This window comes from Bradyrhizobium sp. 14AA (genome assembly GCF_054185205.1).
In genome coordinates, this window is record NZ_JAVAYM010000025.1 from 49566 (window position 1) to 75170 (window position 25605).

The 25605-nt window shown below is 64.6% G+C and carries 24 protein-coding genes, 1 tRNA gene and 1 pseudogene; 15 read left to right on the top strand and 11 right to left on the bottom strand.

Going from position 1 to position 25605, the window contains the following annotated elements; translation table 11 throughout:
* Window positions 1-174: 174 nt before the first annotated feature.
* Window positions 175-1824, bottom strand: a complete 1650-nt coding sequence (locus tag RAD15_RS34195) for an amidohydrolase (RefSeq protein ID WP_458183024.1) — start codon at window positions 1822-1824, stop codon at window positions 175-177.
* Window positions 1825-2171: 347 nt separating this feature from the next.
* Here RAD15_RS34195 and RAD15_RS34200 point away from each other — a divergent pair, with 347 nt between their 5' ends.
* Together RAD15_RS34200 and RAD15_RS34205 are read left to right on the top strand one after the other, a co-directional pair.
* Window positions 2172-2417 (top strand): hypothetical protein, encoded by a 246-nt coding sequence (locus RAD15_RS34200; RefSeq protein ID WP_458183026.1) that lies wholly within the window; start codon window positions 2172-2174, stop codon window positions 2415-2417.
* 761 nt (window positions 2418-3178) lie between these two features.
* Entirely contained in the window at window positions 3179-3463 is a 285-nt protein-coding gene (locus tag RAD15_RS34205) for a hypothetical protein (RefSeq protein WP_458183028.1), read from the top strand.
* Between the two features lie 20 nt (window positions 3464-3483).
* Here RAD15_RS34205 and RAD15_RS34210 read toward each other — a convergent pair whose 3' ends face one another.
* The 3 genes from RAD15_RS34210 to RAD15_RS34220 all read right to left on the bottom strand — a co-directional run bounded on the left by RAD15_RS34210 (window position 3484) and on the right by RAD15_RS34220 (window position 5893).
* A complete protein-coding gene (locus RAD15_RS34210) occupies window positions 3484-4347 on the bottom strand; it encodes a class I SAM-dependent methyltransferase (RefSeq protein WP_458183029.1) in 864 nt (287 codons plus the stop codon).
* Window positions 4348-4562: 215 nt separating this feature from the next.
* The gene (locus RAD15_RS34215; RefSeq protein ID WP_458183030.1) at window positions 4563-4943 is read right to left on the bottom strand and encodes an antibiotic biosynthesis monooxygenase family protein; all 381 of its coding nucleotides are present in this window, start codon (window positions 4941-4943) and stop codon (window positions 4563-4565) included.
* Window positions 4944-4999: 56 nt separating this feature from the next.
* On the bottom strand, window positions 5000-5893 hold the full coding sequence (locus RAD15_RS34220) for an NAD(P)/FAD-dependent oxidoreductase (RefSeq protein ID WP_458183184.1): 894 nt from the start codon (window positions 5891-5893) through the stop codon (window positions 5000-5002).
* 382 nt (window positions 5894-6275) lie between these two features.
* On the opposite strand from RAD15_RS34220, the gene RAD15_RS34225 reads away from it, so the two are divergent.
* On the top strand, window positions 6276-6959 hold the full coding sequence (locus RAD15_RS34225) for a TetR/AcrR family transcriptional regulator (RefSeq protein ID WP_458183031.1): 684 nt from the start codon (window positions 6276-6278) through the stop codon (window positions 6957-6959).
* 488 nt (window positions 6960-7447) lie between these two features.
* Window positions 7448-7990 (top strand): annotated as a pseudogene (locus tag RAD15_RS34230) (recombinase family protein); the annotation flags it as partial.
* 310 nt (window positions 7991-8300) lie between these two features.
* Here the strand turns inward: RAD15_RS34230 and RAD15_RS34235 are convergent.
* Together RAD15_RS34235 and RAD15_RS34240 are read right to left on the bottom strand one after the other, a co-directional pair.
* Window positions 8301-8376, bottom strand: a tRNA-Ile gene (locus tag RAD15_RS34235).
* 346 nt (window positions 8377-8722) lie between these two features.
* Complete coding sequence (locus RAD15_RS34240) at window positions 8723-9697, bottom strand: Bug family tripartite tricarboxylate transporter substrate binding protein (RefSeq protein WP_458183032.1); 975 nt, start codon at window positions 9695-9697, stop codon at window positions 8723-8725.
* A 106-nt stretch (window positions 9698-9803) separates the two neighbouring features.
* Here RAD15_RS34240 and RAD15_RS34245 point away from each other — a divergent pair, with 106 nt between their 5' ends.
* On the top strand, window positions 9804-10802 hold the full coding sequence (locus RAD15_RS34245) for a TAXI family TRAP transporter solute-binding subunit (RefSeq protein WP_458183033.1): 999 nt from the start codon (window positions 9804-9806) through the stop codon (window positions 10800-10802).
* A gap of 195 nt (window positions 10803-10997) precedes the next feature.
* Here RAD15_RS34245 and RAD15_RS34250 read toward each other — a convergent pair whose 3' ends face one another.
* Entirely contained in the window at window positions 10998-12212 is a 1215-nt protein-coding gene (locus tag RAD15_RS34250; RefSeq protein WP_458183034.1) for an ABC transporter substrate-binding protein, read from the bottom strand.
* A gap of 100 nt (window positions 12213-12312) precedes the next feature.
* Window positions 12313-13206 (bottom strand): substrate-binding domain-containing protein, encoded by an 894-nt coding sequence (locus RAD15_RS34255; protein ID WP_458183035.1) that lies wholly within the window; start codon window positions 13204-13206, stop codon window positions 12313-12315.
* A 320-nt stretch (window positions 13207-13526) separates the two neighbouring features.
* On the opposite strand from RAD15_RS34255, the gene RAD15_RS34260 reads away from it, so the two are divergent.
* From RAD15_RS34260 to RAD15_RS34275, 4 genes are read left to right on the top strand one after another with little or no spacing between them, the layout of a single operon-like run.
* Window positions 13527-14354, top strand: a complete 828-nt coding sequence (locus RAD15_RS34260; RefSeq protein ID WP_458183036.1) for a substrate-binding domain-containing protein — start codon at window positions 13527-13529, stop codon at window positions 14352-14354.
* Between the two features lie 54 nt (window positions 14355-14408).
* Window positions 14409-15515 (top strand): molybdopterin-binding protein, encoded by a 1107-nt coding sequence (locus tag RAD15_RS34265; RefSeq protein WP_458183037.1) that lies wholly within the window; start codon window positions 14409-14411, stop codon window positions 15513-15515.
* A gap of 12 nt (window positions 15516-15527) precedes the next feature.
* Window positions 15528-17477: a molybdopterin biosynthesis protein gene (locus RAD15_RS34270; RefSeq protein WP_458183038.1), complete on the top strand. Its 1950-nt coding sequence runs from the start codon at window positions 15528-15530 to the stop codon at window positions 17475-17477.
* A gap of 41 nt (window positions 17478-17518) precedes the next feature.
* Window positions 17519-18649 (top strand): FAD-dependent monooxygenase, encoded by a 1131-nt coding sequence (locus tag RAD15_RS34275; protein WP_458183039.1) that lies wholly within the window; start codon window positions 17519-17521, stop codon window positions 18647-18649.
* Here RAD15_RS34275 and RAD15_RS34280 read toward each other — a convergent pair.
* Window positions 18616-18837: a hypothetical protein gene (locus RAD15_RS34280; RefSeq protein WP_458183040.1), complete on the bottom strand. Its 222-nt coding sequence runs from the start codon at window positions 18835-18837 to the stop codon at window positions 18616-18618. The two genes, RAD15_RS34275 and RAD15_RS34280, sit on opposite strands and share 34 nt — an antisense overlap.
* 111 nt (window positions 18838-18948) lie before the next feature.
* Here RAD15_RS34280 and RAD15_RS34285 point away from each other — a divergent pair, with 111 nt between their 5' ends.
* A complete protein-coding gene (locus tag RAD15_RS34285) occupies window positions 18949-19248 on the top strand; it encodes a hypothetical protein (protein ID WP_458183042.1) in 300 nt (99 codons plus the stop codon).
* 6 nt (window positions 19249-19254) lie between these two features.
* On the opposite strand, the gene mobA is transcribed toward RAD15_RS34285, so the two are convergent.
* Together mobA and fdhD are read right to left on the bottom strand one after the other, a co-directional pair.
* Window positions 19255-19890, bottom strand: a complete 636-nt coding sequence (gene mobA, locus RAD15_RS34290; RefSeq protein WP_458183043.1) for a molybdenum cofactor guanylyltransferase MobA — start codon at window positions 19888-19890, stop codon at window positions 19255-19257.
* Window positions 19877-20767, bottom strand: coding sequence for a formate dehydrogenase accessory sulfurtransferase FdhD (fdhD, locus tag RAD15_RS34295; protein ID WP_458183045.1), 891 nt, complete (start codon window positions 20765-20767; stop codon window positions 19877-19879). Before fdhD ends, mobA begins: the two co-directional genes overlap by 14 nt.
* 209 nt (window positions 20768-20976) lie before the next feature.
* Here fdhD and mobB point away from each other — a divergent pair, with 209 nt between their 5' ends.
* The 5 genes from mobB to RAD15_RS34320 all read left to right on the top strand — a co-directional run bounded on the left by mobB (window position 20977) and on the right by RAD15_RS34320 (window position 25417).
* Window positions 20977-21504 (top strand): molybdopterin-guanine dinucleotide biosynthesis protein B, encoded by a 528-nt coding sequence (gene mobB, locus RAD15_RS34300; protein WP_458183046.1) that lies wholly within the window; start codon window positions 20977-20979, stop codon window positions 21502-21504.
* 9 nt (window positions 21505-21513) lie between these two features.
* Window positions 21514-22770 carry a molybdopterin molybdotransferase MoeA gene (locus RAD15_RS34305; RefSeq protein WP_458183048.1) on the top strand — a complete coding sequence of 419 codons (1257 nt, stop codon included), beginning with the start codon at window positions 21514-21516 and terminating at the stop codon, window positions 22768-22770.
* A 45-nt stretch (window positions 22771-22815) separates the two neighbouring features.
* Window positions 22816-23079 carry a sulfurtransferase TusA family protein gene (locus RAD15_RS34310; protein ID WP_458183049.1) on the top strand — a complete coding sequence of 88 codons (264 nt, stop codon included), beginning with the start codon at window positions 22816-22818 and terminating at the stop codon, window positions 23077-23079.
* Window positions 23080-23393: 314 nt separating this feature from the next.
* Window positions 23394-25049, top strand: coding sequence for an L-lactate MFS transporter (locus RAD15_RS34315; RefSeq protein WP_458183051.1), 1656 nt, complete (start codon window positions 23394-23396; stop codon window positions 25047-25049).
* A 92-nt stretch (window positions 25050-25141) separates the two neighbouring features.
* A complete protein-coding gene (locus RAD15_RS34320; RefSeq protein ID WP_458183053.1) occupies window positions 25142-25417 on the top strand; it encodes a hypothetical protein in 276 nt (91 codons plus the stop codon).
* The last annotated feature ends 188 nt before the right edge of the window (window positions 25418-25605 follow it).

The following is a 25605-nucleotide window of genomic DNA, read 5'->3' on the forward strand; positions in this document are numbered from 1 at the left end:
GGACTAGGGCAGTCCGATCATTCGGGTCCATCGTCAGACCTCCGCGAAACGGCTCCATAGCGCGGGGATAACGCCGATCTGGCAATTTGGTTCTTGCGGTGGCACGTATTGCGGTCCAGCACTGCCACCGCAATTAAAGCAGACCGTTATGAGCGGTCAGCTCCCCTCCAACTCCTATTTCGCGTTCGCAAAAACATCCGCCGCGTACACGACCTTGCCGCCCACGACTGTCAGCAGAGACGCCGTGCCGCCGATTTGCTCGACGGGGACGGACATGAAATCCCGGTCGAGAATCGCGAAGTCGGCGAGCTTGCCGGCCTCTAACGTGCCGCGCCGCGTCTCGTCGAAGCAGAACCAGGCGCTTCCCACGGTGTAGAGGCGCAAGGCATCTTCGCGGCTGGGTGTTTCGTCCGGGCCGCGCGTCGATAGTCCGCCGACGGTCTTGCCGTCGAGCATCCATTGCAGCGCAACGAACGGATTGTAGGATGCGACCCGATGCGCATCGGTGCCGGCCCCGACATGGACGCCCGTGCGCAACGCCGTGACGATGGGCGGCATGCTGCGCGCGGCTTCGCCGGCCTGCGCCACGATCCGGTCGCCTCCAAGATACATGGCGTCTTGCATGGTCCAGCCGATACCAAGGGCCTTCATCCGGCTAAGCGTTTCGGATGAGGTGTTGTCGAGATGGGCGATAGACCAGCGCAGCGGCGCGATCGGCGTCTCCTTGTTGACCTCTTCATAGAGGTCGAGGAGCTCTCGGACGGATTTGTCTTCCTGCCAGTGGATGGTGACCGTAAGTCCTTGCTTTGCTGCCCAGCGAACGATCTCGAGGAACTTGTCCTTGGCGGCCGCGTCGGGGGCGTTGTTGTTGTACATGGCGCCGGTGATCCGCTCGCCTAGCCCATTGAAGCGCAGCATGTCGTCGCCGAATCCCATCGGCAGGAACGGCGTGAGCGTCTTGTACTCCTCGAATTCCGCGCCGACATTCTGGGCGAACAGGCTGTAGGCGACCCGCACTGTCAGTGATTTCTCGCGCCAAAGCTTTTGCAGGGCGGCGTAATGGCTGGGGTAAATGCTGAAGCCGCCGGGATCCACGATCCCGGTAACTCCGAGACGATTGAGCTCCGTGAAGAACTGCCGGGTTCCGGCGACATTGTCTTCGAAATTCGGCCGCGGCAGGCGGTCGAACAGCGCCGAAATGCTGACAATGGAGCCGTTGAACCAGCCCGTGGGTTCGCCCGATGCGGCGCGTTCGGCCGTGATGCCGGCCGGCAACTGATCCGCGGAGATCCCGAGCGCTTGCTGCGCTTTCGGCGTCATCAGCAGCGCCGAATAGAACAGCTGGATGTAAGCCGGATTGTCGGGAACGGCCGACATCACTTCAGTCAGGGTTGGCCGCCGCTTTTCCGCAAACTGCAATTCGCTCCAGCCGCCGGCCACGATGATCCAGGACGCCGGGCGCGCTTTTGCCGCCTGGCGCAAGCGTTCCATCGCCTCGCCGATGGTCTTCGCGCCGATCCAGTTGACCTCGGTTGCGTAGGTGAGGCCGGCGCGCACGGCGTGAATATGGGAATCGATCAATCCCGGAATGATCGTGCGTCCGCCTGCGTCGACGCGGCGCGTCGCAGGCCCGATCAGGCCTTCCATGGCATCGTTGCCGCCGACTGCAACGATCTTGCCTTCGCGGACTGCGAGAGCCTGTGCGATCGTCGATGCGGGGTCCAGCGTCACGATTTTTGCGTTCGTGACAATGAGGTCGGCCTTTTGTGCGTAAGCCAAAGTCGCCCAGCACGAGATCACCAAAATCGCCAGAAGCTTGCGCATGTTCAGTCCCGGGATGAGAGAGGCAGGAGTGAGAGAGGCGAGTGAGAGAGGCAGGAGCAGAGAGGCAGGAGCAGCGCCGCCGATGCGCTCGCGGACATCGCGCGTCGCAACGGGGCGTGTCGTGGTCTCGATCATGTCCAATAAAATCAGCGAGTCCACCGGAAAATCCGGTCATGGCCCCAGTCATTGATTTTACAGCCCGCCGACAGGCTGTGAGCCAGCCGGCTGGATCCATGGCCTGCGCAGGAACGACTGGCCAATATTCGATTGCCGTAACTGAAAAACAGGAAGAGACTTTGACGGTCGGACCCAACAAGCCCTTACGGCTATCACCGAAGGAGGAGGGAATGACCGCCCACAATTACGGGAAGCCGCCCACTGCCGCCCAGCGTGAGGCGCAAAGGCTCTTCAAGGCAACCGGTGCCAAAGTGGCGATGTCCGAGTATGAACGCACCCAGGCTGCGTTTCATGCGAACCGCGAGAGGCTAAAGGCTGAACGACTTGCGCGCGAGGCCGAAGCGACGGCCCGGAAGCACAAAAACCTGATCACGGCCCACTCTCCGAATGTGCATGGCGGTCTGCGGCACCGCTGATACGAGCATGGCGATCCTCGCCTTCGCTCAGCAATCGCACGCAAGTCCCGCGCTCGTGTAGCTCAAGCCGGGCGCGTTCGACGGCGATTACGATGACAGAGCACTCATTGGGAGCCTTAGGACGACGGAGCCAGCCTTACACGGCACGAGCCGTCTTGCTTCTAAGGCCTGGAAGGCCAAGCTGGATCGCTGCCGCAGGTTCGCACGCGGCGCTCCCGCCAGGCCTGCCCGTCCCAGAAGCGCTGGGTATTCCAGTGACAGGGAGGCATCGCCTCGCCAACCGGGGCATCGACATAGCCCGACCAGTACGGAGTGCCGCGTGGTGGTCCGGGATAAGTGCGCGGATACGGATTGCCGCCGGGTCCGTAATCATCGCGCGGATACGCTGGCGAGCCTGCCAAAACGGCCAAAGTCGCGGCGGCGGCGAGAGCCGATAACGTCTTCCTCATGGTGAACCTCGCAATAAGTCAGACTACCATATATGGGGCGATCTGCTCACATAGCTTTGCGAAGGGCTTCGCTGGCGGATGTTTCAAGTTGGAACGCCAATGATCGTGCGAGGCGGCAAAGGTCCGCCTGCACGAGGTTGAAGAAACGGGTTAAGCTTGCAGCTTCATCAAGGGCTAAAAGGCAAGTTCAATGACGACAATCAAGCTCTTGTCGATTGGATTGATCGCGATCGCCATGCTCACCACCTCCGCCGAGGCTCGCGAGTCATGGTGACCGGGCGTACGGTGATCCCACCCCCAAGGAGGGCAAGCATGGAACGCACAAGGAAGACTCTTCCGCTCCTGGCCATTCTATTCCTCGCCGTGCTGTCGAACGGCGAGCGTTTCGGACACATCGCCAAAGCGCAGACCGCCATGAGTGCGCTCGCAGCTCAAATCCGCAGCCAAGGCTTCGATTGCGACCAGCCGCAGAAGGCGACGCGCGACGCCAAGCTGTCAAAGCCGGATTACGATGTCTGGGTTCTCTCGTGCAAGAACGCGACCTACAGAATTGGCCGATATCCCGACCTGCCAGCAAAGGTCGAAAAGCTGCAATAGGGCCTTCGCTTGCCGCGCTATCAGCTTGCCGGATTGCGCGCCGTGACGATCCACGTCGCGCCGTTGATCATCACCGACCGCTCGCCGGCGCGGCCCGCGAAGGCGGCACGAACCGCGGCCGAGGCGCGGGCGCGGATGTCGTCGGGCTGATCAACAAGCGCGCGCGACAGCGGACCGACCTCGAACGTCATCTTCACCGCGTCGTCGATCGCCGCGTCCCGCGTCGCGCCCTCGCCAAACGGGACGCAGGCATCGAATGGCGCGAGAGCAATATCGGTGAAGCCCGCCGCCGTCAGGATGCGAGCCACCCGCCCCCGGTCGCCGAACGAGAATGGACCGGGCGCTTCGGGATCAGGCGGCGCCATCGGCGGGACGATGCCTTTGATCGCGCCCATCGGCAGGCGCATCCAATCGTTCTCGGCCACGCCGCGCCAGCAAACGAACGCGACCCGCCCGCCCGGCTTGAGCGCGCGGCGCATATGCGCGAACGCCCCTGTCGGATCGGCGAAGAACATCACTCCGAAACGCGAGAACAGGATGTCGAACGCCCCCTCGGGCAGCTCGCCGCTGCTGGCGTCGGCCACGCGGAACAGGGCCGGCGTATCCTGTGGCGCAAGCGCGCGCGCGCGGGCGATCAGCGGTTCGGATATGTCCACGCCCAGCACCTGGCCCCCCGCGCCGACGCGGGCGGCCAGGGCCAGACTCGACGCGCCCGTGCCGCAGCCGACATCCAGCACGCGCTCGCCCGCCGCGGGCGCGGCGGCTTCGATCGCGGCCTGGCCGAACACCGCCAGCCTGGCGTCGAGCTGGGCCTGGTGGGCGACCCAGCGTTCCCCGCTTTGGCCATTCCAGTCGGTGACCCGATCGGCATTGTGCTCTGCCATGACATATCCTTGTTCTGATGCGTTCTTGACTAAGCGATCCGTTGCCAAAGCGCGCTTCGTCTCCAGCGAGCGACGAGAGCGAACAGGATGAAAGCGATCCATTCTCCGCTGATCCTGGCTCTGTGAGCGTCGTGATGTTGAGCTGGATCATGTTCGCGGTGTGAGCATCGGCAAAGAGCGTCAGCGTGTCGGCGGTAAAGTCGCCATTTCCGGAGTCAGGCCGTGCAGAAGCCGGGGACGGCGACCTTCTGGAACAGGTGCGGGCTGGCCACGACGGATGAAGGATATGCTGGAAGTTTCGCGAGGAACTCGGGATCAGTGAAGGCGGCGCGGACCGCCTCGGTGGATTCCCACACCACATAGTTCAGGTAAGTCGGGCTATCGCCGATCGCTCGATGTAGTTGCATGGAAATGAAGCCCGGTTGCTTCGTTATGATCTCGGCAGCCGCCTTGAAAGCGTCCAGGAAGCCCGCTTCGTCGGCGGGATCGACGACCGTGAAGAGGTTGATGAGCACGAGAGGCGCGGCCGCGATACCGAGTTGGCGGTCAAACGGAAATTTATCGTCTAGGGGCTTGAATGGTTTGATGGCGGCCATGGTGGCGCTCCCGTCTAGTATGAAATTGAAACTGGCGTGATCGATGCTGCTTGCACTCAAACCACCATCGACTGCTGGGCGAAGATACCCGCCATCGCGCCCTGCGATGACGCCTGGGTGACCGAGGGCAAGAAGACCGTGGTGAGGTCGCCGGCGGCGTAGATGCCGGGCGTGCTGGTTTGGCGGCGCTCGTCGACCTTCAGGGCAATGCCGCCGGGCGTATTCACCGTGGCGAGGCCCAGTGATTCATGCAGGCTTGCGGACGGCTTGTTGCGCGGATGCGCGAACAGGATGTCGACCGCGACATTGGGGCCGGTATCGAGATTGACGGTGGCGTTATGGCCCTCGTGACGGACGATTCCGGTGATCCGGCCGTCGACGACAGGTATGTTTCGGCGCACTAGGTCGGCCCGGATATCGGGCGGAATGTCGTGACCATCGGCGAAGAGCGTCAACTTGTCGGTCCAGTCGAGGAACAGCCTGGCCTGATTGTGCGACTGCGGGCCGGACCAGACGAGACCCCAATGCCGGCCGGCGACTTCAAAGCCGTCGCAATAGGGGCAGGGCACGATGGACGTACCCCAGCTTTCGGCGTAGCCCGGAACATCAGGCATCTGGTCGACGATGCCGTAGCTCAGGATCAGGCGGCGCGCCCCAAGGCTTTCGCCATCGCCAGTGAGGACGGAGAATTTGTCGATGGCGCCGGAGATGCTGTCGGCCCGGACATTGACCAGCCTGACCGTGGGATAACGCGCCAGCTGCCGTCGCGCCTCGGCCAGGATGTCCAGTGGCGGCTTGTGATCGTGGCCGAGCAGGCCATGCGAGTGGCCGGCGAAGCGGTTACGCGGCAGGCCGGTATCGAGAACGGTGACCTTGCGGCGGGCACGGCCGAGCTGCAGGGCGCCGGCGAGACCGGCAAAGCTGCCGCCGATGATGACGACGTCATCCATGGTGATGGGCTCCGTGTTGTGGACGGAGGGAGAGGAGTTGGGCTTGTCGGTGGCTTGGGCGCGGGCGAGGCCGATGGTGGAAAGCGCGGCCAACTTCAGGAGGGCTCGTCGTTGCATCGGCGTCGCCTTATGTTTTAGTCGGCGCAATATCGTCGGACGATACCCGCTTGAGACGGGCAGCGAGCAGGGCTTCGGCATCGACGGGAACGTCGCCCATCAGGGTTTTTGGCCGGCCGGACCATGCCGCATCGGTATCGCCGGGCGGTCGGGGGGAAACTCGATTCGGAGGACAGGTTGAAATCCACCCTCCGGCTTGCACATTTTTGACACTGCATGGTATCGTAATGCAGGTATTAAGATACTGTCAAGGACTGAAACTGTCGTGACTGAAAATAGCCAGCGCCGGCGCGGCCGGCCCGCCAACGAGGCGCTTGGCCAAACGATCGTCGACGCCGCGCGCGAACTCTTTGTGGAGTTGGGTTTTCAAGCGACGACCTTGGACAAGGTCGCCCAGCGAGCGAAGATATCCAAGCTCAGCATCTACAGGCACTTCGAGAACAAGGAGGCGCTGTTCGGCGCCGCCATGGCGGCCGGCTGCCAGCAGTTGTTTGCACCACAGACCCTTCTTGAAGGCGACGACGGTTCGGTCGAAGATCAGCTCATGGCGGTGGGATCATTACTGCTTCGCACGCTGTTGAGATCAGACGTCCGCAGTGTCGAAGCCATGGTCATGGCCGACAAGACGAGTCAAAACGCGTTAAGCAAGCTCCATTACGAAGGCGGCCCCGCCCATGTCATCGGCCAGATCGAGGCAATGTTGCGTCAGCTGCACGCGAAGAGGCTTCTGAACGTGTCCGATCCTCTCCAGTCCGCCCGCTTGTTTGCCGCGCTTTTCAAAGGATCCGATCTCCTGATGATCGCACGCTTCGATCAGGCCAGAGCAGAGGACGACAACGAAATCGAATCCTATTGCCGGTCGGCCGTCGTCATGTTCATCGCCGCGCACCGTGGCAACGACCACGCGGGCGGATATTTGCCTGCCTCAAGGTCAAAAAACAAAATTTGAAGCGTGCGTGACCGATGTTGTCGAAATAACCGAGACCGGTTTGAAAGTCATGGAAGCTGAAGAGCTTTCGATTGGCGACAAGATCGCGGACAAATGCGCCTGTTGAACTATCGGTTGCGATACCAGTCCGCACGATGATTCCCGCGCGCCCACCCGCTCTTGTCTTGCGTACAAGCACGCTGGCAGCTTCGGACGCGCGTTTCGGCATTACGGTGACGGTGCACAAAACTCTGCAAGCCAAAGCAGCGGATCCTCGGTGACGCATTCGTCACATTCGCTCCGTCTTCGAGAGGTCGTGGAGCTGGCAGTCCGTCTTCGCTTCCGCTGCGCTCCAGCTACGCCGGACACCACGCTTCGCCCTTCGTTCTCCGCGCGGCTGCGCCACGCGTAGCCCGCAGGGCGACGAAGCGTGGTGGGCCCGGCAGGAGCATCCACCATTATCCCAGGAGCCTCGATTTCCAGAGAACCGTGGCAGGAGGGAAGACACAATGTCTCACCTTTCTGTTCAACTCTACGCGCGCGTAAGCACCGCCGATCAAGACCTGACCTTGCAGCGCAACGCACTAAAAGCGGCTGGATGCGAGACTATACGTGAGGAGAAGGCGAGCGGCACAAGCACGAAGGGCCGAACAGAGCTTGCGATCCTGCGAGAGTTCATGAGGAAGGGTGACACTTTGGTGGTCACGCGGATTGATCGTTTGGCTCGCTCAATAGGGGACCTACAAGACATCGTGCGATCCCTGAAAGAGAAAGGTATTGCACTGAAGGCTACTGAACAGCCCATCGACACAAGCACAGCCGCAGGCAAAGCATTTCTGGACATGCTCGGCGTGTTCGCTGAGTTCGAGACGAATTTGCGTAGAGAGAGGCAGCTAGAGGGAATTGCTAAAGCAAAGGCGCTCGGCGTGTACAAAGGGCGGAAGCCGTCGGTTGACGCAGCGAAGGTGCGTGAGTTGCAGGCAGCGGGCATCGGACCAACTGCGATTGCAGAGAAGCTTCAGATCGGGCGTGCATCCGTGTATCGCGTCCTGAACGCGCAGCGTTCAGCCTACGTATCTCTTCAAACGTCATTCCGTGCTCGGTGCAGTGCTGAACCAGTTGTTGAGCCGAATAGCTTAGTGCGCGTGACAGTCGCAAGGCTTCCTTCGGATCACGTGTTTGTAGCGATATCTTTACGCTTGATGATCTGCGCTCCATCGACGCAGCGCGCATGGGCCAACGAAAATAGTAGATGCCGTGACGCGACACGGCCAGGTAAGAGGGAATGAACACGCCTGAATGCCTCACCAAAATGTCCCACCAGTGGGCATCCGGGAGCCAAGGCTTTGATCTTTCGGGGAATGGTGGGCCCGGCAGGACTCGAACCTGCAACCAGACCGTTATGAGCGGCCGGCTCTAACCGTTGAGCTACAGGCCCCGCCGCGAAGCGGCCGCGGATGTGCGGTCGGCAACGGTGCGCGGTTCGTTTACAGGGATGGAGGCGGGGGTGCAATGCTGGCTCTGGCGGGGAACGCGAGCACCAGCAATTTTTGAATAACCGAAATTTGGGGCGATGCCGTTATAGTCCTGTTTTGCCCGACGGGTCAACTCGATTTTCGGCAAGGCTCGTTTCGGCAAGGCTCGTTGGTCGCTTCCGTAACCCCTTGTAATTGTTGGCCTCGTCTACTGTGCATGGGGTTGTTTTCGCGTTTTTTGTTTTGAGAGGGCCATCGGCCCGCTCAAGCATCTTGCTGGCGAGCCACCGGCCCGTCGCCGAGGCGCCGCTAGTCCACCGACACCCCGGCGAACTCCACCACCTTGCGCCACTTCTCGGTCTCGTCAGTGACCAGCTTGCCGAACTCGGCGGGTGTCATCGGCTTGGGGATGCCGCCGGTCTCGGCGAGGCGGGCGATCAGCTTCGGGTCCTTCAGCGCTTCGCCGACGGCCTTGTTGAGGATCTCGATCACCTCGCTCGGCGTGCCCTTCGGCGCGGAGATGCCGTAGAAGCCGACCGATTCGAATCCCGGCACCGTCTCGGCGATCGCGGGCACGTCGGGCACGCTCGGCCAGCGCTGCGGCGAGGTCACGCCTAACGCGCGGACAGTGCCGCCCTTGGCCTGCTCCAGCGCGGAGGGCAGATTGTCGAAGATCAGCTGCACCTTGTTGGAGATGATGTCGGGGAAGGCGATCGCCGAGCCGCGATAGGGCACGTGCACCATGTCGCACTTGGTCATCACCTTGAACAGCTCGGCCGACATGTGCACCGAGGTGCCGTTGCCGGACGAGGCAAAGGAGATTTTTCCGGGATTGGCCTTGCAGTAGTCGACGAACTCCTGAACCGTCTTGGCGGGAAACGCGTTGGAGACGACCAGCATGTTGGTGAGCTGCATGATGCTCGCGACCGGCACGGTGTCGCGCAGGAAGTCGAACGGCAGCTTCTTGTAGAGCGAGGTCGAGATCGCGTTGTTGGGCGCGACGAACAGCAGCGTGTAGCCGTCGGCCGGCGAATTGATCGCGGCGGCCGCCGCGATGTTGCCGCCGGAGCCGGTGCGGTTCTCGACGATGAATTGCTGGCCGAGACGGTCCGACAGCCACTGCGCCATGATCCGCGCCACGATGTCGACCGGGCCGCCGGCGGCGAATCCGATCATCCAGTGCACGGGGCGGTCGGGATAGCCGGCGGAGGCGGGAGGGGTAGCGCCGAAAAGAGTTGAAAGGAAAACCAGCCCGAAAACACCGTTACGCAAAATTCGCAACATGAAGCCTCCCATTGCATTATTGTCGTTGGTTGCATGCTTTCACAATATGCGGCCGCTGCCTACATCACTGCAAGTCGGTGTTGACGCAGGTCCGCCAGGAACGACCATGAGATTCGCCATCATCCTCATCAGTGCGGCGCTGCTCTTGAGCCCCGCCGCCGCTCAAATCGGAGGCACGGCCATTCCGACCACGACACTCAGCCCTACGATCAGCCCTACGATCAGCCCTACGATCAGCCTTGGCACCGCGACGCCCGGCGGCGGCTTTCCGCTCTATGGCAATGCCTTCGCGGAAGTGATGAACGCGGCGGATGCCTCGCTCACCATCGCCCCGCGCAACACCAAGGGCAGCAACGAGAACATTCCGCTGCTGGAGAAAGGCGAGCTCGATCTCGCGCTGGTCGCGGGCGAGCCGGCGTATGAAGCCTTCGCCGGCATCGGCCGCGCGCCCGTGCGATTGAAGATTCTCACGGCGATCTACTCCAACCCCGGCATGTTCGTGGTGCGCGCGGACAGTCCCTACAGGACGATCCGCGATCTCGTCGGTCAGTCCGTCGCGTTCGGCGCCAAAGGCTCGGGCCTGCCGATCCTCGCGCGCTACGTGCTGGATGGCCTCGGCCTGAAGCAGGACGAGGATTTCAAGGCGATCTATCTCGACCGCGCCGGCGACGGTCCCGCGATGGTCGAGGACGGCCGCGTCGCCGCGCTATGGGGTGCCGGCATCGGCTGGCCCGGCTTTGCCGCGGTGGCCTCGAGCGCGTCAGGCGCGCGCTTCATCGCGCCGAGCGCGGAGGAGATCGCGCGCATCCGCGCCAAGCATTCCTTCCTCAAGCCGCTGACCGTGCCCGCCGGCTCCTATCCAAAACAGTCCGAACCGATCGCCTCGCTGGGCTCCTGGAGTTTTGTGCTGACGCGCGAGGATCTGCCCGACGATGTCGCCTATCGCCTGGCGAAGACGCTGCACGGCGTCGAGGCGAATTTCTGCAAGCAGCTCGCGCAGGCCTGCGAGACCACGGCCGCGAACACGGTCGCGGCCGCGCCGAAGGCGGAGCTGATCCATCCGGGGGTGATGAAGTATTTTCGCGAGATCGGCGCGGTGAAATAGCAGGCGCTCTAAGCGCACGCTTCCCTCCTTCTCCCCTTGTGGGAGAAGGTGGCGCGAAGCGCCGGATGAGGGGTTGTCTCCGCGAACTCAACAGCAAGAGGCTCACTCGCGGTGACAACCCCTCACCCGGCTGCGCTTCGCGCAACCACCCTCTCCCACAAGGGGAGAGGGTGCACTGTCATCGCGGTTACGCGCTCACTTCTTCACCAGCGAACACGCCGGGTCCGGCGGCCCGAACGCCTTGTCGCCCGAGATCGTCGTGAGGATCTTGTAATAGTCCCACGGATATTTGCTCTCCTCCGGCGTCTTCACCTGCACCAGCCAGAGGTCGTGCACCATCAGATTGTCCTCGCGCAGCTTGCCGTTGCGGGCGAAGAAATCCTCGATCGGCTTTTCCCGCATCTTCGCCGCCACCTTGAGCGGATCGTCGGTGCCGGTCTCCTTGATCGCGTTGAGATAGTGCATCACGCTGGAATAGACGCCGGCTTGCCACATCGACGGCATCTTGTTCATCTTGGCGAAATAGCGCTTCGACCATTCGCGGGTCTTGTCGTCCATGTCCCAGTAGAACGAGGTGGTCAGCAGCAGGCCTTGCGCCGCTTGCAGGCCGAGTCCGTGGATGTCGGTGATCAGCGCCAGCAGCGCCGCCATCTGCTGGCCGCCCTTGAACACGCCGAACTCCGAGCCGGTCTTGATCTCGTTCATGTTGTTCGGGGGACCTGCCGCAATCCCGATGATCTTGGCCTTGGAGGCCTGCGCCTGCAGCACGAAGGAGGAGAGGTCCGGCGTTGCCAGCGGCGGCCGCACCGAGCCGAGCACCTTGCCGCCATTGGCGGTGACGACGCTGGAGGCGTCGCGTTCAAGGGAGTGGCCGAAGGCGTAATCGTCGGTGATGAAGAACCAGCTGTCGCCGCCGCGCTTGACCACCGCATCCGCGGTGCCGACCGCGAGCGCGCGGGTGTCGAACACCCACTGCATCGCGTAGGGCGAGCAGAACTTGCCGTGGAAATCTGCGGTGCCGGTGGAGTGGGTGATGAACAGCCGCTTCTTCTCGTTGGCGATGTTCTGCACCGCGAGCCCGACCGCGGAGACCGGCACGTCGACGATGAGGTCGACCTGGTCGACGTCGTACCAGCGCCGCGCGAGCGAGGCGCCGATGTCGGCCTTGAGCTGGTGGTCGCCGATCACGATGCTGATCGGCTTGCCGAGCACGGTGCCGCCGAAATCGTCGATCGCCATCTGCGCCGCCGTCACCGAGCCCTGGCCGGTCGGCGCCGAGGCGGGACCGTTCATGTCGGTGAGCACGCCGATCTTGACGATGTCGTCCGAGACCTGTGCCGACGCCGCACCCGCCAGCAGCGTCGCCGCCAGAGCGGCCGCGACCGGCAGTCCAATTCTCGCTGGATTCACGCTTGTCCTCCCCTGATCCGGCTCGTTGGCCGGTGTTGCGTCCGGGTACGGCCCGGCTGAATTGGTTTCTTTTGCAACTATTTGGGGGCGGGCGTCAACGTCATGCTGCGAAGCGGATCTGCCCCGCCGGCGAGGGATCGTAGCCGGTCAGTTCCTCGGCGCGCTGCCGCAGCCGCTTTTCGTCGAGGAACCGGAGCAGGGCCTGCATCTGCGGGCGGAAATAGCTGCGCTGCCGCATCGCGAGGTCGAAATTCTCCCAGACCAGCGGCACGAAATCGAGACCGGCCGAGCGCGCCGCCGCGCGCGTGGCGATCCCGCAATCGGCCTGGCCGGCGCGGACCAGTTCGGCAAGGTCCGGCCCGGTGAGGGCTGGCGTTTCGATCCGGCGCAAATCCCGCGTCGAGGCGCCCGCGCGCTTGAGCAGCACGTCGAGCAGCATCTGCGCGCCTGTGCCCTGTTGTCGCATGGCCATCCTGGCACCGAGCGCGAGCACGTCGGATAGACTGTGCAGCCCTTTGGGATTGCCTTGCGGCAGCACGAGACCCTGCTCGCGGCGCACGAACGCGACCAGCACCGCATCATGCAGGTCCGGCGCATCTCGCAGCGCCGTCGCGCTGGCGTCGGTCGCGAGATTGCCGTCGGCGTCGAGGCTGTGGAAGTGCACCGCCGCGGCCATCACCTCGTCGCGCTGCAGGCGCTCGAGCCCGCGCGCACTGCCCTCGCTCATCGATCCGAGGCCGGAGCCGGATTCGCGCAGGGCCCAGTCCAGGAGTTCATCCTGGCTGCCGCCCATGACCGGCGGCGGCTCCGCGATCAGCATGCCGGCCGGACGCGCCATCCCCGAGAGCACCCAGAGGTCGAGTTCGTGCCGCGGGAAGAGCCACTTCCCAGTCACCTTGGTGCAGGGGATCGCACCGGTGGTGACGAGTTCGTAGAGCTTGCGTTCGCCGAGCCGAAGGTAGTCGGCGGCTTCGCTGGTAGTCAGGAATTCCATCCTGCATTCCTATGCAAATTCTTGCTTCTTTTTGACGTTCGACGCAGGTGGAATTCTGCATTTCAATTCGTGTCGCGCGGAACCATGCCCGATCATCTCGCTGCTTTGCAACACATCCTCTCGCGCGATTTTCGCTTTGGTGAACGAACCTGAAGCGCTTGCGTGGCGCAGGTCCTGCGGCTCTCGCGGATTGCAATCGGCGTGCCGGTTCGAGCTTTGCCGAAACTTCCCGGACAGGCAGCGCAAAGGGCCGACGCGTCACGAGTGCGGCGCAATCGACCATCATCATGAGCGCATCATAGCCAAGGGGAACCCCGATCATGGGCCGCCTGTCCGTTGCATTCGCGCTTCTCTTTGGCCTCGCCGCGGGCGTTGCGGCGTCGTCCGCGGAGGACCGCGCGATCGTGCTGGCCTCGACCGCGTCGACGCAGGATTCCGGCCTGCTCGATTACCTGCTGCCGATCTTCCGTGACCGAACCGGCATCGACGTGACGGTGATCGCGCGCCGTGCCGACGAGGTGCTCGACGGGGCCCGGCGGGGCGAGGTCGATGTGGTGCTGATGCATGCGCGGCCGCAGGAAGAGAAATTCGTCGCCGACGGTTTTGGATCGAAGCGCTACGACGTGATGTACAACGACTATGTGCTGATCGGACCGAAGAGCGATCCCGCGGGCGTCAAGGGCAAGGACATCGCGACCGCGCTGAAGGCGATCGAGGCCAAGGGCGCGCCGTTCGTGACGCGCGGCGATCGCTCGGGCACCCACGCCGCGGAGCTCGCGCTCTGGATCGTCGCCGGCATCGACATCGCCGCTGCCAAGGGCGCCTGGTATCGCGAGGCCGGGCACGGCATGACAGCCGCCCTCGACGCCGCGCGCGCCGCGAATGCCTATGTGCTGTCGGACCGCGGCAGCTGGATCTCGTTTCGGGATCGTGGCGATCTCGACATCGTCGTCGAAGGCGACAAGCGGCTGCTCAACCAGTACGGCGTGATGCTGGTCAGCCCTGAGAAGTTTCCGAATGTGAAGAAGGAGCCGGGGCAGATCTTCGTCGACTGGCTGATCTCGCCGGAGGGACAAGCGGCGATCGCCGGCTACAAGGTCGACGGGCAGCAGCTGTTCTTCCCCAATGCGGCCAAGTCCGGCGGCTGACCTTCGTATCGCCGGCGGTTGCCAAACCGGGCGATGCGTGGTCCATCATGACGGATGACCCAGCGCCTGCCGCCATCGCTGACGCCGCTCGACACCGCGCTCGCCGCGTTGCTGAACCAGCTCGAGCCGCTTGCGCCGGTGGAGTTGCCGCTGCCGGAGGCGCTTGGCTGCATCGCGGCGGGCACTGCGCTGCCTGCGGCCTGTCCGTCTCGCGACACGGCCGCCACGGACGGCTGGGCGCTCTGCGCCAACGATCTCGTCGGCGCGTCCTCCTATTCACCGCTGCCTTTGACAAAGGCACCGGCGTGGGTCGAGGCCGGCGACGCGATGCCCGACGGATGTGATTGCGTACTCGATGCCGATGCGATCGACGCAGCGGGGCCGCTCGTGCAGGTGCTGGCGGAGGCGGTGCCGGGGCAGGGCGTCAGGCGCGCCGGCAGCGACATCGCCGCTCACGCGCCGGTCGGCACCGAGGGCTATCCGGTCGGCGCAGCCGATCTGCTGATCGCGCGCGTTGCGGGTTTGGGGAAACTCAGCGTGCGGCGGCCGCGGCTGCGCATCGTCAACGTGCCGGGCGCGACGGCAGCGGCGCATATGATCGCCGGGATCGCGCGCGCCGCGGGACTGGATGTGAAGACGTTGGAGGCCGCCGCGCGTGATGAAGCATCGATTGCCGATGCGCTCGATGCTTCGTCCTGCGATCTCCTGCTGACGATCGGCGGTAGCGGCGTCGGTCGCGGGGATGCGGCCGTCGCGGCGCTGGCCCAGCGTGGCGACGTGCTCGCCCATGGCCTTGCGCTCCAGCCCGGGCGGACTGCCGCTGTCGCGAGGCTCGGACAGGTTCCCGTCGTCGCCTTGCCCGGCTCGCCGGATCATGCGCTCGCGGCGTGGCTGGCGCTTGCGCTTCCGCTCGTCGACCGATTGTCGGCGCGCCGGCCACGGCGGCAGGTGACCCTGCCGCTCGCGCGGAAGATCGCATCCGGCGTTGGCATCGCCGAGATCGCTTTGCTGGCCGAGGAACATCATGGCTGGATGCCGCTTGCCGTGGGCGAATGGCCGCTCCAGGCAATTGCCCGAGCGGATGCATGGCTGCTCATTCCCGCCAGCCATGAGGGATTTGCAGCGGGCGTGCCGGCCGATGCCTATCTGATGCGGGAGTGATATGGGTTTGGCATGATGACGATCCCGCAGGCACCAGACCGCAGTGCGTTCGAACAGGAGCAGTTCCTCAAGATCCTGTCGCGCGAGGAGGCCCTGGCGCGCTTCGAGGCGGCCTTGTTCCCGCGCGCGGTGCCGAGCGAAACGCGCAAGCTCGCTGCGGCGCTGGGGGCCGCGCTCGCCGAAGACATCACTGCCCCGATCGACGTTCCGCCGTTCGACCGCTCCAATGTCGACGGTTTCGCCGTACGCTCGGCAGACCTTGCGGCGGCCGGCGAGGGCGCGCCTCGGCGCCTCGCGCTGAATGCCGAGACCATCCACTGCGGCACCGCGCCGAGAGTTCAAGTGGCGGCGGGAACCGCGACGCCGATCGCCACCGGCGGTCCGCTGCCGCGCGGCGCCGACGCCGTTATCATGGTCGAGCATACCCAGCCGGCCGGCCTTGAGGCGATCGACGTTCGCCGGGCGATCTCGCCTGGGCAATTCGTGTCGTATGCCGGATCCGACATCGCGCGCGGCGAGGCGCTGCTGCGTGCCGGCACGATCATTGGCTCGCGCGAGATTGGCATGCTGGCAGCCTGCGGGATCGCGGAGGTCGCAGTGGCGCGCAAGCCGCGGGTTGCCGTGATCTCCACCGGTGACGAATTGGTCCAGCCCGGCGAGGTGCTCGCGCCGGCCGCGATCTACGACACCAACGGCGCCATCGTCGCGGCCGCGATCGACGAGAACGGCGGTGAGGCGGTCTTCCTCGGCGCGATTCCCGACGACGAAGCAGAACTCGAAGCCGCGATGCGCCGCGCGCTGGCGGATGCCGACATGCTGGTGCTGTCCGGCGGCACGTCGAAAGGCGCGGGCGATCTGTCCCATCGCATCATCGGCCGGCTCGGTGAGCCCGGTATCATCGCGCATGGCATCGCGCTCAAGCCCGGCAAGCCGCTGTGCCTCGCGGTCTGCGACGGCAAGCCGGTGGTGATCCTGCCGGGCTTTCCAACCTCGGCGATGTTCACCTTCCACGACATGATCGTGCCGGTGCTGCGCAGGATGGCCGGGCTGCCGCCGCGCTCCGATGCCAAGATCAATGCGACCGTGCCGGTGCGCATTGCGTCCGAACTCGGCCGCACCGAATTCGTCATGGTCTCGCTGGTCGAGGGCAGGGACGGCCTGATTGCCTATCCCTCCGGCAAGGGGTCCGGTGCGATCACCTCGTTCGCGCAGGCGGACGGCTTCCTACGCATCGACGCGCTCGCCGACCAGATGCCGGCCGGCACCGAAACCGAGGTGACGCTGTTCACGCCGCATGTGCGCGTGCCCGATCTCGTCATCGTCGGCAGCCATTGCACCGGCCTCGATCTCGTCACGGCACGGCTCGCGCATGCCGGCCTCACCGTGCGCTCGATTGCGGTCGGCAGCCTCGGCGGACTTGCGGCGGCGAAACGCGGCGAGTGCGATCTCGCGCCGATCCATCTGTTCGACGACAAGAGCGAGACCTACAACACGCCTTATCTCGTCGAGGGGCTCGAGCTCGTCCCGGGCTGGCGGCGGATGCAGGGCATCGTGTTCCGCAAAGGCGACAAGCGCTTCGAGGGCCTCGGCGCAAAGGAGGCCGTCGCGGCAGCGCTTTCCGATCCCACTTGCATCATGGTCAATCGCAACCAGGGCGCCGGCACGCGCATCCTGATCGACCGGCTGCTCGGCGGCGCGCGCCCGGAGGGCTATTGGAACCAGCCGCGATCGCACAACGCCGTTGCCGCGGCTGTCGCGCAGCATCGCGCCGACTGGGGCATGACCATTGCGCCGGTCGCCCATGCAGCCGGCCTCGGTTTCATTCCGCTCGCCGAGGAGCATTATGACTTCGCGCTGGTGACGGCGCGCAAAGACCGTGCGGCCGTGCAGGCGTTTCTCGACGCGCTCGGCTCGGACGAGGCACGTGCGGCACTGGAGCGGGCGGGCTTCCGGCCTGTGTAGATCGACGACGCGGCGTTCAAGCCGCGCGGCAGGGGGATGCGATGACAAGGCCGCTTTCGGTTGCGATCGTCGGAGCCGGCATGGGTGGGCTCGCGACGGCCGCAGCGCTCAGACGCGTCGGTATCGACGTGATGGTTTACGAGCAGGTCTCCCAATTCGCCCGTATCGGCGCCGGCATTCAGATCGGCTGCAATGCGATGAAGGTGCTGCGTGCGCTGGGACTTGAAGCGCGGATGCGCGGCCAGTCGTTCTATCCGCGCTCCTGGAACAACCGCGATTGGAGGAGCGGCGACATCAAGTTCGACATGATCTTCGGCGAGAGCGCGGAAGAGAAATTCGGTGCGCCCTATCTGCTCGCTCATCGCGGCGACCTGCACGCGGCGCTCGCGAGCGTGGTGCCGGATGAATGTGTGAAACTCAATCACCGGCTGGTGGGCCTTGACGAGACCGGCGGCGGCATCCGGCTGAGCTTTGCCGACGGCACCCGCGCCGTTGCCGACGCCGTGGTCGGCGCCGACGGCGTGCACTCGGCGGTGCGCGACATCCTGTTCGACACCGCGCCGGTCAAATTCACCGGCCGCATCGCCTATCGCACCACCTATCCGGCCGCGCTGCTCGGCGGTGAGAAGATCGACGACTGTACCAAGTGGTGGGGTGAGGACCGCCACATCGTGATCTATTACGTCAAGCCCGATCGCAGCGAGGTCTATCTCGTCACCAGCCAGCCCGAGCCGGACTTCCGCATCGAGTCCTGGTCGGCGAAGGGCGACGTGCGCGATCTGCGCGCCTCGTTCGAGGGTTTTCATTCGCAGGTCGGAAAAGTGCTCGCGGCGTGCCCCGACGTGCACAAATGGGCGATCATGGATCGCGAGGCGCTGGAGCGCTGGGCGGACGGCAAGGTGACGCTGCTCGGCGATGCCTGCCACCCCATGACGCCCTATATGGCGCAAGGCGCGGCGATGGCGATCGAGGACGCCGCCGTGCTGTCACGCTGCCTCGACCGTGTCGACCGCGACGGCGTCGCGGACGCATACCGCCGCTTCGAGGCGACGCGGAAACAGCGGACGACACGGGTGCAGGAGACCTCGCGCGCCAACATCTGGCTGAAGGAGCGGACCGATACGAGCTGGGTCTATGGCTACGACGCCTGGGAGGCCCCGCTGGCGGCCTGATCGCGTAGGCGTTCCCGCTCCTCGGCCTCGGCCAGTGCACGCTGCGCGGCAGGGGGCAGCGGTTTCGGGTCCGGTGGGACCTCGACGGTATCCGCCTTGCTCAGCCGTTTCGTACGGTCGATCGCGGCCGAGAGGTCGACCACAAAATCGACGACAGTGAAGATGGCGTTCAGGAGAGACTCGGCCATGGCTGATCCGGGGCAATGTCCCAATCAGTGGTCGCCGCCGGCCTCGGTCCGGTTCGACGGCTCCATGAACTCAAGCGGCTGCCGCTGCGACCAAGGGGCATGAGCCAAGCCATGACCGCGCCAGCCCCGCCCAATTTCCGCAAGATCGGCGCCCTCGTGGCGGCCGTGGGCACGTTGTTCTGGCTGTACACCTTCTATTTCATCGCCCATGTGCCGCCCGGCGACGGCTCCGGCTTTCAATGGCTCGCGGTGTTTCCGCTCGGCATGATCTTTGGGCTGTTCTTCCTGCCGGCCTGGCTGCTGGTCGCGATCAACCGGCTGCCGCGCTTGACCATCGTCGTCGGCCTCTGCGGCCTGATCGCTTTCGCGATCATCTGGGCACAGCTCCTCGGCGAGTTTCCAAAATCGTAGGGCGGCTCAAGCTGCGTCATCCAGCGCCGCCAGCCGTTCCGCCTCGGCGATGTCCTCGACCGTGTTGGCGTTGAAGAACGGATCGAGCGGCTCGGCCGGCCATGTCACCGTCGCGAGCGGATAGCGCGCGGTCCAGCGGTCGATCTTGCGGAGGTCCTCGACGACCAGCGCGTGACGCAGCTCATCGCGCAAGGCGACGCGCCACAAGCCGATCACCGGATGCGACTGGTCGCCTGATGCTGCGACTGCAAGCTGCGCGTTCTCACGCGCGCGTGCTTCATGCAGGCGGGCGACCAGATCGCGCGGCAGGAACGGGCAGTCGCCGGCGGCGCTGAGCACCCACTCGATCTCCGGCCGGTTCGCCGCGGTCCAGTCGAGCGCGGCGAGGATGCCGGCGAGCGGGCCGGGAAAGCCGGGCACGTCGTCGGCGACGATCTGCAAGCCGAACGCGGCGAAGCGCGTGGGATCGCCGTTCGCATTCAGGATCAGCCCGCTGCACTGGGGCGTGAGGCGCGCGATCACGCGCTCCAGAATGGTGCGGCCGCCGATGGTGCGCATCGGCTTGTCGCCGCCGCCCATGCGCCGCGCGAGACCGCCGGCGAGCAGCACGCCTTGTGTGGGCGGAATGTCAGTCGTCACCACCTTCACCCTTGCGCTTGTGCTTCGCCGACTCCTCCTCGACGTAAGCGAGATCCTGGTCGTAGACGATGCGCTCCTCGCCCGCGAGCACGATAAAGCGCTTGCCGCGGGTGCGGCCGACCAGCGTCAGCCCGACCTGCCTCGCGAGATCGACGCCCCAGGCGGTGAAGCCGGAGCGCGACACCAGGATCGGAATGCCCATCCGGACTGTCTTGATCACCATCTCGGAGGTGAGGCGTCCCGTGGTGTAGAGGATCTTGTCGGAGGCGTCGACGCCGTGGCGGTACATCCAGCCGGCGATCTTGTCGACGGCGTTGTGGCGGCCGACATCCTCGGTGTAGCAGAGCGGAGTGCCCTCCTTGCACAGCACGCAGCCATGGATCGCGCCGGCCTCGAGATAGAGCGAGGGCATCGTGTTGATGGTCTGCGTCATCTGGTAGAGCCAGGAGGTGCGCAGCTCGGCCTTCGGCAGCGCGACGCTTTCGACCGCCTCCAGCAGGTCGCCGAAGGCGGTGCCCTGCGCGCAGCCCGAGGTCTGCGTGCGCTTCTTCAGCTTGGCCTCGAAATTGGTGTGGTGTTCGGTGCGCACGACGACCACCTGAAGGTCGTCGTCGTATTCGACCTCGGTGACCGCGTCATTATATTTCAGCATGTTCTGGTTCAGCAGGTAGCCGAGCGCCAGATATTCGGGGTAATCGCCGATCGTCATCATGGTGACGATCTCCTGCGAGTTCAGGTAGAGCGTCAGCGGCCGCTCCATCGGCACCTTGATCTCGACCCTGGCGCCGGTCTGGTCGGTCCCGGTCACGCTCTGGGTCAGGCGCGGGTCGGCCGTGTCAGGGACGATCAGGGGCACCGGGGCTTTGTCGATCTTCATCATGGCCGCGAGGTTAGCATGACATTCCGCTCAAGCCGATATAAGCATGGCGGGGAACGGGTGAAATGCCTCCGTTCGTCATTGCGAGCGCAGCGAAGCAATCCAGGAATGGATCTGCGGAGACAGTCTGGATTGCTTCGCTGCGCTCGCAATGACGGGGAGGGGGCGGTGGTTCCATCAGGAGCCACGTTGCTCGCGGACACGGAGCTTGAATGAAAGTCATCGGCCTTGCGGGCTGGAGCGGTGCGGGCAAGACCACGCTGTTGACGCGGCTGATCCCGCATTTCAACGCGCAGGGTCTGCGCGTCTCGGTGATCAAGCATGCGCATCACCAGTTCGACGTCGACGTGCCCGGCAAGGATTCCTGGCGCCATCGCGAGGCCGGTGCGGCCGAGGTACTGGTGGCCTCGTCAAACCGCTGGGCCCTGATGCACGAATTGCGCGGGGCGGCGGAGCCGCGGCTGCCGGAACTATTGAGCAAGCTTTCCGCGGTCGATCTCGTGGTGGTCGAGGGCTTCAAGCGCGAACCGCATCGCAAGATCGAGGTGCATCGCGCGGCGAACGGCAAGCCGTTGCTGTTTCCCGACGATCCCGGGATTGCCGGGATCGCGACCGACGTTGCCATTGACACAAGGCTGCCGACTGTCCATCTCGACGATGTCCCTGCTGCGGCGGCGTTGATGCTGCGCGCGGCGATGCCGGTCGAGGAAGCCATAGCAAAGAGCGCTGCGCTGCGCTGACGAGGCACCATGGCGCAACTGTCGGACGATTGCTTTGCCTTCGGCGGCCCGATGATGTCGGTCGACGAGGCCGTTGGCCTGATCACGACGCGCGTCAATGCGATCGCCGATCTGGAAACCGTGGCGCTGGTCGAGGCGGACGGGCGCGTGCTGGCGCGCGACGTCGCAGCGCCGCTGCCGCTGCCGCCCTTCACCAACTCGGCCGTCGACGGCTATGCCGTGCGCAACGCGGATATTCCAGAAGGCGCGGAGCAGGCGCTGCCGCTCGATGGCCGCATCCAGGCCGGCGGCCTGGCACAGGCCGCAATCAAGCCCGGCCACACCGCGCGGATCTTCACCGGCGCGCCGATGCCGCAGGATGCGGAGACCGTCTTCATGCAGGAAGACGTCCGTATCGACGAGGCCGGCAGGATCGTGTTGCCGCCGGGACTGAAGCCGGGCGCGAATGTCCGCCCTGCGGGCGAGGACATTCCAAAGGGACACGTCGCGCTGCGCGCGGGCCAGCGGCTGCGGCCGCAGCATGTCGCGCTCGCAGCTGCGTTCGGCCTTGTCAGGCTCGACGTCGTCAGGCGTATCCGCGTTGCGGTGTTCTCGACCGGCGACGAATTGGCCTCGCCCGGCGAGCCGCGCGCGGCCTCGCAGCTGTTCGATTCCAACCGCTTCATGCTGATGGCGATGCTGCGCCGGCTCGGCTGCGAGGTCTCGGATCTCGGCATTTTGCGCGACGAGCAGAGTTCGCTTGCGGACGGCTTGAAGCAGGTCGCTGGCAGCCACGATCTGATCCTCACCACCGGCGGCGTCTCGACCGGCGAGGAGGATCACGTCAAGGCGGCGGTCGAGAGCGTCGGTTCGCTCGTGTTGTGGCGGATGGCGATCAAGCCCGGCCGGCCCGTGGCGATGGGCATCATCGGCGGTACGCCGCTGATCGGTTTGCCCGGCAATCCCGTCGCGAGTTTTGTCACCTTCGTCCATGTGGTGCGGCCGACGGTGCTGGCGCTGGCGAGTGGGCTGCCGGAGCCGCTGTTGCCGATCCCGGTGCGTGCTGCGTTTACCTACAAGAAGAAGATCGGCCGCCGCGAATACGTTCGCGCCTCGTTGCGGCGCGGAGAGGACGGTGCGTTGGAAGCGGTCAAGTTCCCGCGCGAGGGCGCCGGCCTGTTGTCGTCGCTGGTCGAGACTGACGGCCTGGTCGAACTCGGCGAGGACATCACCAATGTCGAACCGGGGCAGAGCGTAGGTTTCCTGTCCTATGCGGATCTGCTCTGAGCCCGCCGCGTTGACGCCGTCGTTTCACCTCGCCATGTTGCGCCCATGACCAGAACGACGCTCGACCTCACCGGGCTGAAATGCCCACTGCCGGCGCTCAAGACGCGCAAGGCGTTGAAGCCGTTGCAGCCGGGCGATCAGCTCGAGGTGCACTGTACCGATCCCTTGTCGGTGATTGACATCCCGAACCTGATCCGCGAGACGGGCGACACGGTGGAGATCACCGAGCGCAACGACGCGCGCATCGTGTTCTTGATAGAAAAGACAAATGACTCGATAGGCAGTGTCAATGGTGCGCCGCGATCCTGAGCGTTACCTCGCTGATACCGACCTTTTGTCTATCGACATCGATCATCGCTTCTGTCCAAGTTGACTTTCTCCGTGCGGGCGCGGAGGTTGAGTCTTGCCTGTGATACGCGGATCAACGGGCCATGGACGAAGCCTGCACGTCGTATCGGGCATAGAGCCCCGCGCGAGGGGTTAACTTTTCGGACGCGCGGGACGATCCTGGCGCACGTCGCGTGAATGTGCGGAGCAGCGGGGACACAGGCTGCACTGCATTGGCTGAGGAACAGGATGTGGCAGCAGATCCGCTCAGAAGGGCGGCTGCAGGGGAGGAATGCATGTCTACAATTGAGAGCGCTGGAACACTTTCGGGCGCCGGCTCAGGTTTTCTTGATCGCGAGCGGACCATCGCGACCGCCGGGTTCAATCGCTGGCTGGTGCCGCCGGCGGCGCTGTGCATCCATCTCTGCATCGGCATGGCCTACGGCTTCTCGGTGTTCTGGCTGCCGCTGTCGCGCGCGATCGGATTGACCGCGCCGAAGACCTGCGGGGACATGTCGCTGGTGCAGGAGCTGTTCACGACCAGTTGCGACTGGAAGGTCGCCAGCATGGGGTGGATGTACACGCTGTTCTTCGTGCTGCTCGGTATCGCGGCTGCGGTTTGGGGCGGTTGGCTGGAACGCGTGGGTCCGCGCAAGGCCGGCTTCGTCTCGGCGCTGTGCTGGTGCGGTGGCCTCTTCCTCGGTGCGATCGGCGTCTACACCCATCAACTTTGGCTGTTGTGGCTGGGCTCGGGCGTGATCGGCGGCATCGGTCTCGGCCTCGGCTACATCTCGCCGGTGTCGACGCTGGTGAAGTGGTTTCCGGACCGCCGCGGTATGGCGACCGGCATGGCCATCATGGGCTTCGGCGGCGGCGCCATGATCGGCGCGCCGCTGGCGAACCTCTTGATGAACTACTTCAAGACCCCGACCTCGGTCGGCGTCTGGGAGACCTTCGTCGCGATGGGCGTCATCTACTTCGTGTTCATGATGATCGGCGCGTTCCGCTATCGCTTGCCGCCGCCCGGCTGGCAGCCCGAGGGCTGGACCCCGCCGTCCAAGGCCAACGCGATGATCTCGAAGAACAACGTCCATCTCAACGACGCGCACAAGACGCCGCAGTTCTGGCTGATCTGGTGGGTGCTGTGCTTGAACGTGTCGGCCGGCATCGGCGTGATCGGCATGGCCTCGCCCATGCTCCAGGAGATCTTCGCCGGCAAGCTGATCGGCCTTCCGGACGTCGGCTTCAACGCGCTCGACGCCGGGCAGAAGGCGCAGATCGCCGCGATCGCCGCGGGCTTCGCCGGATTGCTGTCGCTGTTCAACATCGGCGGCCGCTTCTTCTGGGCGTCGCTGTCCGACAAGATCGGGCGCAAGAACACCTACTACACCTTCTTCATTCTCGGCATCGTGCTCTACGCGCTGGCGCCGACCTTCGCGGCGATGGGCTCGAAGCTGCTGTTCGTGCTCGGCTTCGGCATCATCCTGTCGATGTATGGCGGCGGCTTCGCGACCGTGCCGGCTTATCTGGCCGACATGTTCGGAACGCAGTTCGTCGGCGCCATCCATGGCCGGCTGCTGACGGCGTGGTCCACCGCGGGCATCATCGGTCCTGTCGTGGTCAACTACATCCGCGAGTTTCAGCTCGCGGCCGGTGTGCCGCGCGACCAGCTCTACAACACCACCATGTACATTCTCTGTGCGATGCTGATCGCGGGCCTGATCTGCAACTACCTGATCAAGCCGGTCGACTCGAAGTGGCACATGAAGGAGGACGATGTCGCCAAGTTGCAGGCGGCGAGCGCCAGCGCCGCCGCTGCGGGGCCGCACGGCTCCTACGGCATCGGATTTGGCGGGCTTGACGCCAAGGCGGCGCTGTTCTGGGCCTTCGTCGGCGTTCCCCTGCTCTGGGGTGTCTGGAAGACGCTGGAGAGCGCGGTCAAGATACTCTGATCGCCATCACGACAGCCGCGGGATGCTCATCATCGGCGTCCCGCGGCGTTCGCCTTTCAGACATCATCGAGAATGGGACTTAGGGGATTTAAATGTTTCGCATTCGAATTTGCCTTGCGGCCGTGTTGCTTGTTGCTGGTCTTCATGCCGCATCCGCGCAGACCACGACGACACCGGCGGCGCCCGCTGCAACGACCGAAGCCAAGCCTGGCAAGATCAAGCTCACCATGCAGAAACTGAAGGACATGAAGGCGAAGTGGGCGGCCAACAAGCCGAAGCTGAAGGCCTGCCGCGCCGATGTGAAGTCGAAGGGCCTGACCGGCGACGATCGCTGGTTCTACATCGAAGAGTGCATGAGCAAGACGTGAGGTTGGGTTCCATCAATCAGGTCGGGGGCATGGTGGCACTGCCGCATGCCCCTCAAATGGTTGTAGACTCGTTCTAAATTTACTTGGCATCTGGCATGCCACGGACTAGAGTTCTGGCGAGAGTAGGCGTGATCCGACAAAGCTGGGACCAGCTTTGCGAGGTGTCATGCGGGATAGCGTAGGCCGAT